Origin of the sequence: Tsuneonella sediminis (genome assembly GCF_051912845.1) — a bacterium.
Classification (GTDB): domain Bacteria; phylum Pseudomonadota; class Alphaproteobacteria; order Sphingomonadales; family Sphingomonadaceae; genus Tsuneonella; species Tsuneonella sediminis.
Map to the genome: position 1 here is coordinate 283,329 of NZ_JBNCBU010000001.1, position 10,481 is coordinate 293,809.

13 protein-coding genes and 1 tRNA gene are annotated in these 10,481 nt (G+C 65.1%); 9 read left to right on the plus strand and 5 right to left on the minus strand.

Annotation, left to right across the window (positions count from 1 at the left end; all coding sequences use genetic code 11):
• Positions 1-4: 4 nt before the first annotated feature.
• Together ACPV3N_RS01445 and ACPV3N_RS01450 are read right to left on the minus strand one after the other, a co-directional pair.
• Complete coding sequence (locus ACPV3N_RS01445; RefSeq protein ID WP_440113638.1) at positions 5-1,018, minus strand: SPOR domain-containing protein; 1,014 nt, start codon at positions 1,016-1,018, stop codon at positions 5-7.
• Positions 1,002-2,021 carry a lytic murein transglycosylase gene (locus tag ACPV3N_RS01450; RefSeq protein ID WP_440113641.1) on the minus strand — a complete coding sequence of 340 codons (1,020 nt, stop codon included), beginning with the start codon at positions 2,019-2,021 and terminating at the stop codon, positions 1,002-1,004. The genes ACPV3N_RS01445 and ACPV3N_RS01450 overlap by 17 nt, the downstream gene beginning before the upstream one ends.
• Positions 2,022-2,109: 88 nt before the next feature.
• Here ACPV3N_RS01450 and ACPV3N_RS01455 point away from each other — a divergent pair.
• The 4 genes from ACPV3N_RS01455 (at position 2,110) to ACPV3N_RS01470 (ending at position 3,942) form a co-directional block, all read left to right on the plus strand.
• Positions 2,110-2,199, plus strand: a tRNA-Ser gene (locus ACPV3N_RS01455).
• 22 nt (positions 2,200-2,221) lie between these two features.
• Complete coding sequence (gene ribH, locus ACPV3N_RS01460) at positions 2,222-2,641, plus strand: 6,7-dimethyl-8-ribityllumazine synthase (protein WP_440113644.1); 420 nt, start codon at positions 2,222-2,224, stop codon at positions 2,639-2,641.
• Positions 2,638-3,570: an aldo/keto reductase gene (locus tag ACPV3N_RS01465; RefSeq protein ID WP_440113647.1), complete on the plus strand. Its 933-nt coding sequence runs from the start codon at positions 2,638-2,640 to the stop codon at positions 3,568-3,570. The genes ribH and ACPV3N_RS01465 overlap by 4 nt, the downstream gene beginning before the upstream one ends.
• A gap of 63 nt (positions 3,571-3,633) precedes the next feature.
• Positions 3,634-3,942, plus strand: coding sequence for a hypothetical protein (locus ACPV3N_RS01470; RefSeq protein WP_440113650.1), 309 nt, complete (start codon positions 3,634-3,636; stop codon positions 3,940-3,942).
• Between the two features lie 4 nt (positions 3,943-3,946).
• Here ACPV3N_RS01470 and ACPV3N_RS01475 read toward each other — a convergent pair whose 3' ends face one another.
• Positions 3,947-6,031, minus strand: coding sequence for a M13 family metallopeptidase (locus tag ACPV3N_RS01475; RefSeq protein WP_440113653.1), 2,085 nt, complete (start codon positions 6,029-6,031; stop codon positions 3,947-3,949).
• Between the two features lie 110 nt (positions 6,032-6,141).
• A complete protein-coding gene (gene eno / locus ACPV3N_RS01480) occupies positions 6,142-7,428 on the minus strand; it encodes a phosphopyruvate hydratase (protein WP_440113656.1) in 1,287 nt (428 codons plus the stop codon).
• A 172-nt stretch (positions 7,429-7,600) separates the two neighbouring features.
• Between eno and ACPV3N_RS01485 the strand changes: the two genes are divergently transcribed.
• The 5 genes from ACPV3N_RS01485 to ACPV3N_RS01505 all read left to right on the plus strand — a co-directional run bounded on the left by ACPV3N_RS01485 (position 7,601) and on the right by ACPV3N_RS01505 (position 9,775).
• On the plus strand, positions 7,601-8,200 hold the full coding sequence (locus ACPV3N_RS01485; RefSeq protein WP_440113659.1) for a hypothetical protein: 600 nt from the start codon (positions 7,601-7,603) through the stop codon (positions 8,198-8,200).
• 22 nt (positions 8,201-8,222) lie between these two features.
• Positions 8,223-8,624, plus strand: coding sequence for a phage holin family protein (locus tag ACPV3N_RS01490; RefSeq protein WP_440113662.1), 402 nt, complete (start codon positions 8,223-8,225; stop codon positions 8,622-8,624).
• Positions 8,621-8,965, plus strand: coding sequence for a hypothetical protein (locus tag ACPV3N_RS01495; protein WP_440113665.1), 345 nt, complete (start codon positions 8,621-8,623; stop codon positions 8,963-8,965). The genes ACPV3N_RS01490 and ACPV3N_RS01495 overlap by 4 nt, the downstream gene beginning before the upstream one ends.
• Positions 8,966-8,995: 30 nt before the next feature.
• Positions 8,996-9,439 carry a hypothetical protein gene (locus tag ACPV3N_RS01500; RefSeq protein WP_440113667.1) on the plus strand — a complete coding sequence of 148 codons (444 nt, stop codon included), beginning with the start codon at positions 8,996-8,998 and terminating at the stop codon, positions 9,437-9,439.
• A gap of 99 nt (positions 9,440-9,538) precedes the next feature.
• Positions 9,539-9,775: a DUF4170 domain-containing protein gene (locus tag ACPV3N_RS01505; RefSeq protein ID WP_440113669.1), complete on the plus strand. Its 237-nt coding sequence runs from the start codon at positions 9,539-9,541 to the stop codon at positions 9,773-9,775.
• 156 nt (positions 9,776-9,931) lie between these two features.
• On the opposite strand, the gene greA is transcribed toward ACPV3N_RS01505, so the two are convergent.
• The gene (gene greA / locus ACPV3N_RS01510; RefSeq protein ID WP_440113672.1) at positions 9,932-10,408 is read right to left on the minus strand and encodes a transcription elongation factor GreA; all 477 of its coding nucleotides are present in this window, start codon (positions 10,406-10,408) and stop codon (positions 9,932-9,934) included.
• Positions 10,409-10,481 lie beyond the last annotated feature (73 nt).

Sequence of the window (10,481 nt, forward strand, 5' to 3'; positions counted from 1 at the left end):
CGGATCAACCTGCGCTGTAGACTCGCGCGTCGCTATAACCGGCGGCCCGCACCTTCGCCAGCGCGGCTTCGGCCTGTCCCCTGCTCGTAAAGGGCCCGGTCCTTACGCGATAGTACCGGCCCGACTGGCTGACATGCCCTCCAAGCGCGGTGGCGGCCTTCTCGGCGTTCTCGCGGACGGCAAAGGCCGCAGCCTGGACAACGAAGCCTTGCCTGTCTGATGACGCAGGCGGCGCAGCCTTTTCGACCGCTTTTGCGGCGGGAGAGGTACTGGACGGCGCCTGTCGTGGGCGCGCGACGACGACCGGTTTCCCGGGTGCGATACCCGCGCCGAGCGGGGCCAGAGGAAACGCTCCGGTCGATCGGGGGCCCCCGTCTGCAGTCGCGGTGACCGGTTCATGCGAACCCTTGGCGAGATCGGGCTGCGAGGGGATCGAAGCGCGCACGCTCGCCGCGTCCGAGGCGGGCAATTTCCGCCGCAGGACTTCCACCAGCGATCGAGGGGTTGCCATCCGCGCCGGCGCGGAGCGGCCGGCGCGCAATTCCGCGCGGTCCCTTTCGGGCGGATTGACGCGCCGGATCCGGACAGGCGTGCCCTCGCCAGCTTCGAGCTGCGACGCGGCCGGGGCCGACAGCGAGACGAGCCGATCGCCCGTCATGGGTCCCCGCCGCTCCACCCGCGCGAGGATCGTCTTGCCTGAAACGAGCGACGTGACCTCGACGTAGCTCGGCAGAGGCAATGTCCGGTGCGCAAGGGTAACGCCGCCCGCCGCGTCGATGGCGGCGTAGCCGACGACGTCGTAGTTCATCGTATCGGCGGGCGTGTAGAGCACGCCGTCGACGGTGAAAGGTGCGCCGAGGACGATGGGAAAGTCGGCCGCCGGCCCACTGGCCGCGGGTTCGATCGTCGCCAGCGATTGCGCGCTGTCCGCGCGCCCGGCCAGTGCGCACCCGGCGAGAGCCGCGGTGGTCAGGCCAATGGCAAACAGCCGGAAACCGGCATCAACGGACAATCTCATCTGCAAGCAACCCCACACTCATCGCGTAGTAGTTCGAGCAGTTATACTCGAGGATGACCCGATAATTTGCGGTTAACAGCCATGCGCGGGTGCCGGGCCCGTCGGGCTGGAAGAGCGAGGCGGTGACATCGTCGGGAAGGTTGACGAGCGGCTGCACGCCCAGCCGCTTCCACTCGCCCACGCTCATCCAGCGGCTGTGCCGCTCGTGCACGCGGCTGCACACCGGGGCATTCATCGGAGACTTCAGCGCAGCCCAGTCGAGTCCAGCCGGGACGTTCGCCAGAACGCCCCAAGGCTGCCCTTTCCGCCAGCCCGCGTCGCGGAAATAATTCGCGATCGACGCCAGCGTGTCGGCCCGGCTGTTCCAGATGTCGCGGTGGCCGTCGCCGTCTCCATCCTGCGCCAGCCGCAGGTAAATGGTCGGCAGGAACTGGGGATTGCCGAACGCTCCTGCCCAGCTGCCTTTCAGCGTGGAGCGGTTTACGCCCTTGTCGGCAATCTTGAGAAGGGCGACGAACTCGGCCGCGAAGAGGTCGCGTCGGCGGCCTTCCCACGCGAGAGTCGCCAGGCTGCGTGCCAGGTCGAAATCCCCCGTGTAACTACCGTAATTGGTTTCGTGCCCCCAGATCGCGACGACGATATTGGCCGGCACGCCGTATCGGTCCTCGATCTGCGCCGAGAGCGGCCCCAGCGCGCGGTAATTCCGCCGGCCCCCGCCGATCCGCGCGGCGTCGACGTGGATGTCGAGATAGGGTTGCAGACGGGGGAACGCGCCGCTGCTCGATGGGGTGCCGGGCTGCGCGCGGTCGAGTTCGATGACGCGCCGGTTGGGCGTGAGATCGTAGGTCATGCGCTGGATCGTCGCCTCGCTCACCCCTTCAGCCCTGGCCCGCGCGATCAGGAGCTGGAGATAGGCGTCGAACGACATGTCCTGGGCCGCGGCGGGAACTGCGAGGGTGGGAGCAAGGATCGCAGCGAGGATGGCAAGGAGTTTCGAGCGCATGGTTTTGTGTCGCATAGGCATGGTAACGGTGCAAACCGCAAAGGGTTCGTGACAAGCGCCATTCGGCTCGCTAGCCGCTCGGTTCGACGGACAGGTGGCCGAGCGGTTTAAGGCACTGGTCTTGAAAACCAGCGAGGGCGCAAGCTCTCCGTGGGTTCGAATCCCACCCTGTCCGCCAGCAACCCCTGGAGGATCCACCGTTGGCCAAGTTCCTGATCGTCGAAGCGCGTTTTTACGACCACCTCAACGACCTCCTCGTGAAAGGTGCGGGTGACGAACTGAAACGCAACGGGCACGACTTCGATGTGATGGTCGTTCCCGGCGCGCTCGAAATTCCTGGCGCAATCGCCACGGTGGCGGAAAGCGGCCGGTACGACGGGTTCGTCGCGATCGGTGTCGTCATCCGCGGTGAGACTTATCATTTCGAGATCGTCGCGGGCGAGAGCGCGCGCGGGGTGATGGCGCTGACTATGGACGGCGTTCCGATCGGAAACGGCATCCTTACCGTGGAGGACGAGGCGCAGGCGCTCGAACGCGCCGATCCCGCCCGCAAGGACAAGGGCGGCGAGGCCGCGAAGGCTGCGATGGCCCTCCTGTCGATTGGCGAGCAGTACTCATGACCGGCTCGCACGGCTTCATCGCGGGGATACCGCTGGTGCTGGGCGGCAACGTGTTCGGCTGGTCGACGAGGGGCGACGATACCCTGGCGGTGCTGGACAAGTTTTACGAAGCCGGCGGGCGGATGATCGACACCGCCGATGTCTACTCGGCATGGGTCGAGGGACACACAGGCGGCGAATCGGAATCCGAGATCGGCCGATGGCTGGCGAGCCGCGGGGTCCGCGACGACATGCGGCTGCACACCAAGACCGGCATGCTGGGCGGCAAGGAGCTTTACGAACCGGCTCGCGTGCTTCGGTCGCTCGACGCCTCGCTCGAACGGCTCGGGACCGACCGCGTCGACCTCTATTACGCGCACAAGGACTTTCCCGAACTCGCAATTGAGCAGATCGTCGAGGCATTCGGCGGCGCGGTGAGTGCGGGTGAGGCCGGGGCGATCGGCGCGTCGAATTTTGACGTCCAGCGGCTCGAGGACGCGCTCGACGCTGCGCAGTCGAGCGGGACCGCTGCGTTCTCCGCGCTTCAGAACGAATACAACCTCGTGGCGCGCGACGCCTACGGCTCGGATCTACAGGCGAGCGTTATCGAGCACGGACTGGTCATGCTGCCCTATTTCGGACTCGCTTCGGGATATCTCACGGGAAAGTACCGTAACGATGAGGACTTCTCTCAGTCGGTGCGCGGGGCGCGCGCGAAGCAGCTCGCCGGGGAACGCGGTCCTCGCGTACTGGCGGCAATGGATGCGGTCGCCGCCGAAACCGGAGCCAGCCACGCCGCGATCGCGCTGGCCTGGCTGGTCCGTCAACCGGGAATTCCCGCCCCAATCGCCAGCGCGCGCACAGCCGAACAGCTCGACGACCTGCTCGAGTTCACCCGGGTCAACCTGACCGGCGAACAGATCGAGACGCTTTCCGCGGCCGCGCGCTGAGCCATTCGGAACCCCTTCCCGTCCCGTAGCTTTGGCTAGCGTGAAAACACGGGAAGGACGGCGATGAACGGACCGCTGGAATGGATCGCTGCAATCGGCACGATGATGGCGGCCGGACTCATCGCGTTCGACCTCGGACGCAGGGTTACGGGCTGGGGTTTCGTCCTGTTCTGCCTCGTGTCGATTACCTGGATCGTGTCCGGTTTGACCAGCGATGCCCTGCCGATCGCGGCGATGAACGCGATCCTGCTGCTCATCAATGCCTGGGGTGTTTGGCAGTACCTGCTCAGCCCCAAGAACAGGAAGGTGATGGATCGCCTCGAACCCGTGGCCGAACGGATCGAGCACGAGGTCGAGGCGGAAGAAGGCTAGGACATCACCAGACTTTCACCCGGCTTTCGGGCGGGAGGTAGAGCGTGTCGTTTTCCTTTACATCGAATGCCTTGTACCACGCATCCATGTTGCGCACGGTCAGCGCGCGATACTGCGCCGGAGCGTGTCCGTCGGTCGCGATGCGCTGGCGCAGCGCCGCTTCGCGCATCTTGCTGGCCCATGCCTGGGCATAGGCGATGAAGAACCGCTGATCGCCGGTGAAGCCTTCAATCACCGGGGCTTCCTTCCCGTTCAGCGAGGCACGATAGGCATCGTAGGCGGCCTGGAGCCCTGCCAGATCGGCAATGTTCTCTCCCAGCGTCAGCTCGCCCTTTACATTCAGACCGGGGAACGGTTCGTAGGCATCGTACTGCGCGGCAAGCGCCTTGCCGGCCTCGTCGAACCGCTTCTTGTCCGTCGCCGTCCACCAGTTGCGCATCGTGCCCGAGGAATCGAACTCGGCGCCGTTGTTGTCGAAGCTGTGGCTGATCTCGTGGCCGATCACGGCGCCGATCGCGCCATAATTCGCCGCCGGGTCCCAACCGGGATCGAAGAACGGGGGCTGCAGGATCGCGGCGGGAAAGTTGAGCGCGTTCTGCACCGGCAGGTTGACCGCGTTAACGAGCTGGGCGTTCATCCACCATTCGCCCTTGTCCATCGGCTTGCCGACCTTGGCGAGCTGCTGGTCATAGCGCGCTTTTTCCGCGGCGATCACTGCTGCGTAAGGATTGCCCTCCGGTACTTGCAGCGAGGAGTAATCGGTCCAGCTGTCGGGATAGCCTACGCCTACGGCCATGGTCTCGACCTTCTTGCGCGCTTCGGCCTTCGTCTCGGGCGCCATCCAGTCGAGCGCTTCGATCCGTTGGGCAAACGCGGCCTTGATGGCATCGACCATCCCCTGGATCTCGGCCTTTGCCGACGCCGGGAAGTACTTTTCCGCATAGAGCTTGCCCAGCGCATCGCCCATGTATTGGTTGATCGCGGCAATCGCCCGCTTTTCTCGCGGGCGTTGCTGTTCCTGCCCGCTCAGCTTTTGACCGTAGAAAGCGAAGTGGAGATCGTCGAGCCGCGACGGCAGCACGTCGGTGTGACTGTTGATCTGGTGGAACGCCAGCCAGTCCTTCCATGCCTCGAGCGGCTCGCTCGCCACCAGGCTCGACAGCCCGCCAATGGCTGCGGGGTGGTACGCGTCGAAAGTCTCATATGCGTCCAGCTTTGCGCCCCTGAAAAAGGCGTCCCAGTCGAGACCGGGAGCTTTCGCGGCAAAGTCGGACTTCTTCCAAAGCGTGCCCGCCTTCGTCCAGTCGTCGCTTTCCTCGCGGCTTGCGTGCGCGCGGGCGATTTTCAACTCCAGATCGTAGATTCGCCGCGCACGGAGATCGGCATCAGAGACATTCGCGGCCTTCAGCAGGTCCGCGATATAGGTTCGATAGGCCGACCTGAGGTCGGTCATCTTCGGGTCCGGGGACAGGTAATACTCACGCTCAGGCAGGCCAAGACCGCCCTGCAGGATGTAGGGGACGACCACGCCGCCCTTGAGGGCCTGGGTGACGAAGACCCCGAACAGGTTCTCGGTGCGGAAATCGGTGTTGTTCAGCGGATCCACGTCGGCGCGGGTCTGGCTGCCGAGGACTTCGGCCAGCGCCGATTTGTCTGCAATGCGGCCGAACCGCGCCAGATCGCCCTCGAGCGGAGCAAGACCGGCTGCATCGATGGCCTTGGTATCAGTGAACGACTGGTAGAACGCCTTGACCTTCGCGGCATCGCTGCCGGGTTCGGGGTCCGATTCCCGGATTTCCGCGATCAGCGTCTCGAGGTTTCGTTCGGTCGCCTGGTCGGCAATCCAGAAGCCGCCGATGCTGGAACGGTCGGCGGGAATTTCCGTCCCGTCGATCCACCCGCCGTTCGCATAACGAAAGAAATCGTCACCCGGGTGGATCGAGGTGTCCATCCAGTCCTTCCGGATCCCGAGTTCGGTGCCGGGCGCGGCGGCGACTCCGGCATCCGTGGTCGCCATCGAGCAGGCGACGGGCCCGAGCGTGGCGCTGGCCACCCCGAGCATCAGGGCGGCGTAAAAGCGGGCGTTCATGAAATTGGGCTCTCCCCTGCGAGTCGGTTGCTTCTGCAACCGTCTAGAAGTGAAGAGCCCGGCGTCCAACCACCCTGATCGGGACCCTGCGTCGGTCCGTCGAACGGATCCTAGCGTCCGAGTCCGCCAAAGCAGGATGTCCCGGCATAGCGAGCGCTTCCGCCCAATTCCTCCTCGATCCGGATCAACTGGTTGTACTTCGCCAGCCTGTCCGAACGCGCGAGCGAGCCGGTCTTGATCTGACCGCAGTTGGTCGCGACCGCAAGGTCGGCGATCGTCGCGTCCTCGGTCTCGCCGGAACGATGGCTCATCACCGCGGTGTAGCCCGCACGCTGCGCCATGCTGACCGCTTCCAGTGTTTCGGTCAGCGTCCCGATCTGGTTGACCTTTACCAGCAGCGAATTGGCGAGGCCTTTTCCGATTCCCATCTCGAGCCGACGGGGGTTCGTCACGAACAGGTCGTCCCCGACTAGCTGGACCCGGTCGCCGACACGGTCGGTGAGCGCCTTCCAGCCCTCAAAGTCGTCTTCGCTCATGCCGTCCTCGATCGAGCGGATCGGATAGTCGTCGCACAGCCCTGCAAGCCACTCGGCATTGTCCTGCGGCGACAGCGAGATGCCCTCCCCGAGCATTTCGTACTTACCACCCTTGAAGTACTCGGTCGCCGCGCAGTCCAGCGCCAGGACGATGTCCTGCCCGGCCTTGAAGCCCGCCTCCTCGATCGAGCCCATGATGAAATCGAGCGCAGCCCGTGTGCTGGCGAGGTCCGGGGCAAAGCCGCCCTCGTCGCCCACCGCGGTAGCAAGGCCCTTTGCATGAAGCGCCTTCTTGAGCGTGTGGAAGACCTCTGCGCCCCAGCGGACCGCCTCGGCTAGGGTGCCGGCACCCACCGGCATGATCATGAATTCCTGCACGTCGATGGGATTGTCGGCATGCTCGCCGCCGTTGACGATGTTCATCATCGGCACCGGGAGAAGGTGCGCCGACACGCCGCCAACGTAGCTGTAGAGCGGCAAGCCTCTCGCGTCAGCCGCGGCCTTCGCGACCGCGAGGCTCGCGCCCAGAATTGCGTTAGCGCCAATGCGGCCCTTGTTTTCGGTTCCGTCGAGTTCGATCATCGCGTGGTCCATATCGCGCTGGTCTTCCGCGTCGAACCCGACAAGCAGGTCGCGCAGTTCGCCGTTCACCGCATCGACCGCCTTTGTCACGCCCTTGCCGAGATAGCGGCCCTTGTCGCCGTCGCGCAGCTCGACCGCTTCGTGGGCGCCGGTGGAAGCCCCCGACGGCACCGCCGCACGGCCGAAGCTGCCGTCTTCGAGCAGCACGTCGACCTCGACGGTCGGATTGCCGCGGCTGTCGAGGATTTCGCGACCGTGGATATCGATGATGGCGGTCATGGCGGCGCTCCGTGGGAATGGTGTTGCATTAGACTAATACACTCCCATATCGGGAGGCAGCCGCGCTCTATGCGGCGGAACAATGCCACGCAAGTTGCGTTGCAGTTTCGAGCCGTCCGACAATCCCGGGCGCGCGATGAATTTGTATGCGAGGGCAAGAAGGAAAACGATCATGGCCGAGACCGGTACCCCCAAGACCAGCACCCCCAAGCCCAAGTCGACCCGCAAGCCAGCGACCAAGGTCGCTGGTTCCGGGGCCTCGACCACTCCCCGCAAGCCCGCCGCCGTAAAGAGCAACACCGCAGTGGCAAAGAGCCGCTTCAACGCCGCGCTCGAGGAAGCGAAGGCGGGTGCGGCGGCTCTGAAGTCCGAGGCGGGCGAGCGTGCAGCCGCCTACCGCAACCAGGCGCGGACGCAGAGCGAGGACTGGGTCGCCGAGGCGAAGAACTATGGCGTCCAGGCCAGGGGCAAGGCTGGAGAACTGGCCACCGATGGCAAGGGCAAGGTCGCCGAGGCGCTGCTCGCTCTTGGCCGCGCGGTGCTCGACACGGCCCCGGCCGTGGACGAAAAGCTGGGCGCGAAATACGGTGACTACGCGCGCTCGGCTTCGCGTTCGCTGCAGGACGCATCGGCCAGGATCGACGCCAAGAGTGTCGAGGAGCTGGGCGAGGATGCGCGCGAAATGGTGCGCAAGAGCCCCGGCCTTGCAATCGGCATCGCGGCTGTTGGCGGCTTCCTGTTGGCACGGATGTTCCGCGGCTCTAACGACTGACCCTCCTGCTCGGGAGGGCCACTTGAATACGCATGATCCGGATTTCGAACACGTGGTCGAGACCCGCTCCGTCGACGAAGATATCGGTGCTCGGGATTCACTGACCGACGACATCGTGGCGCTGCTCGACGACGGCCGGACGATGGTCGAGGCCGAAATCCAGTTCCAGAGGACCCGCGCCGCTTTCGCGCTCGATCGCGGGCGCGCGGGTGCCTTCTACGGGGTCGTCGCCTTCGCGCTGATCCATCTCGCGCTCGTGGCCCTCGTCGTGGGGCTCGTCATCGCGCTCTCTCCCATCATCGGGCCATGGGCCGCCACTGCCGGAGTGGTCGGCGTTCTTATTGTTGCGGGTCTCGTTCTTGCGATGATGGCCCGGCGCAGGTTCGCCAGACTTGCCCGGGCCTATTCGGAGACTCGCGAATGAGCGAGGCGCTCGAAAAACAGCTGCGCGAGGACCGCGCGCTTCGCAACGCGGCGCGCGCGCTGTTCGAAGCCGATATCGCCCACCTCCGCGCGAGCCTTGCGGGTCGGAGCATCTCCAGCCGCATTGTCGACCGGATCGGCGAGGGCGCGAGTGAGGTGCTCGACGAGGCAATCGAGGTCGCCGACAACAACAAGGGGGTCATCGCAACCCTGCTGGCCGCGATCGTGCTTTGGTTCGCGCGGCAGCCCATCCTCGACATGTTCCTTTCCCGAGAAGACAACGGCGAAGAGAACCCGGGCGACAGCGAGCCACCGGAACGGAACCGCGATCGCGCCCGTTAGCAAGACACACCCCTTTCAAAGGAGTCGCCCATGGCCACCAATTCCACCGACAAGCGCAAAGAGTTGAAAAAGAAGATCGAAGCAGCCGAACAGCGCAACGCCGACCGATCGTTCGGCGATTACGCGCGCGGTGCGGCTGACAGTGCCACCTCGTTCGTCAAGGAGCACCCGCTGACCACCCTCGCCGGGGGCGTAGCGCTCGGTGTCCTGATCGCTGCCATCGTCCCGGGACCAGGACGTCGGCTGCGCAAGAAGGCGACCGCGCGGGGCGCGGTGCTTGCCGGGGCGCTCGCGGATCTCGCCATGGTTTACGGTGCTAAGTTTCTGCAAAGCGCGCAAGAGGCCGCCGAGGCCGGACAGGATCGCATCGGCGAGTTGGGCGAGGCGATCGGCGACGGCGCTCGCGACCTCGGCCGCAGCGCGAGCGAAACCGCCAGTCGCGCGATCGGCAGCGCTCGGTCGCGACTGCACTGATCCCACGAATTATTGATCGCTGAGGCGGCGCGACGGGGTTTCCCTGTCGCGCCGCCTTCCCTATGGGGCGCTGCGATTCCTCCCCAAGGACAAGAGACAATGACCGAAGCGAAGAAGCAGTTGCTCCACCTCGTCATGGGGGGACGCGTGACGGACCCGATGACGCTGCAGTTCGAGAACCTGAAGGAAATCGACGTGGTCGGCGTCTTCCCCGATTACGCCAGTGCCCTCGAAGCCTGGCGCGGCGCGGCGCAACGCACCGTCGACGACGCAGAAATGAAGTACGTCATCGTCCACCTGCACAAGCTTTTCGACCCCGAGGCCGCGGGGAAATAGACCGGACCGCCCTGGCCCGCTCCGCGGTGCGGGAGAAGTGTGCGGCAACCGCGCTGTCCCACACCCGCCACCGAGAAGCCTGCTGGACCAGGTTCCGTTCGATCGCCCTCCCCGCCGGACGGGGAGCACGGCTTGTACCCTCAAAGGGGGCTTGCCTTAGATGAACTCGATCTTTTCAACGAGGTAGAACTTGTCGCCCGAGGGAACGGTTACCTCGATCTCGTCGCCGACCTTCTTCGTGATCAGCGCGCGGCCCAGCGGCGAGTTGTAGCTGATCCGGCCTTTCTTGGCATCGGCCTCGGTCTGGCCGACGATCTGATACTTTACCGGCTTGTCGTCTTCGTCGAGCAGGGTGACCGTGGCGCCGAACACGATACGGTCGCCCGACAGGGTCGCCGGGTCGATTATCTGTGCGCGGCTGATCCGATCCTCGAGGTCCGAAATCTGCGCCTCGATCTGGCCCTGCCGCTCCTTGGCGGCATGGTACTCTGCATTCTCCGAAAGATCGCCGTGCGCGCGGGCTTCCTCGATCGCGTCGACGATTTTCGGCCGCTCGGCACGCAGGGCCTTGAGGTCGGCGGTGATCCGCTCGTAACCCTCGGCCAGCATCGGCACCTTTTCCATCGTAGCCATCCCGTTGCTCTTTCTCTTGTTCTCTGCCTTCGCGCCTATCGGGACAATTGTGGACCCTGCCGCTCGTTCAAAC

Bases quoted from the DNA above. Each gene is read 5' to 3' on its own strand.
- eno (WP_440113656.1), bottom strand. From the start codon at position 7,428: ATGACCGCCATCATCGATATCCACGGTCGCGAAATCCTCGACAGCCGC.
- ACPV3N_RS01445 (WP_440113638.1), bottom strand. From the start codon at position 1,018: ATGAGATTGTCCGTTGATGCCGGTTTCCGGCTGTTTGCCATTGGCCTG.
- ACPV3N_RS01470 (WP_440113650.1), top strand. From the start codon at position 3,634: ATGAACGGACCGCTGGAATGGATCGCTGCAATCGGCACGATGATGGCG.
- ACPV3N_RS01465 (WP_440113647.1), top strand. From the start codon at position 2,638: ATGACCGGCTCGCACGGCTTCATCGCGGGGATACCGCTGGTGCTGGGC.
- ACPV3N_RS01505 (WP_440113669.1), top strand. From the start codon at position 9,539: ATGACCGAAGCGAAGAAGCAGTTGCTCCACCTCGTCATGGGGGGACGC.
- ACPV3N_RS01500 (WP_440113667.1), top strand. From the start codon at position 8,996: ATGGCCACCAATTCCACCGACAAGCGCAAAGAGTTGAAAAAGAAGATC.
- ACPV3N_RS01495 (WP_440113665.1), top strand. From the start codon at position 8,621: ATGAGCGAGGCGCTCGAAAAACAGCTGCGCGAGGACCGCGCGCTTCGC.
- ACPV3N_RS01450 (WP_440113641.1), bottom strand. From the start codon at position 2,021: ATGCGCTCGAAACTCCTTGCCATCCTCGCTGCGATCCTTGCTCCCACC.
- ACPV3N_RS01485 (WP_440113659.1), top strand. From the start codon at position 7,601: ATGGCCGAGACCGGTACCCCCAAGACCAGCACCCCCAAGCCCAAGTCG.
- greA (WP_440113672.1), bottom strand. From the start codon at position 10,408: ATGGCTACGATGGAAAAGGTGCCGATGCTGGCCGAGGGTTACGAGCGG.
- ACPV3N_RS01475 (WP_440113653.1), bottom strand. From the start codon at position 6,031: ATGAACGCCCGCTTTTACGCCGCCCTGATGCTCGGGGTGGCCAGCGCC.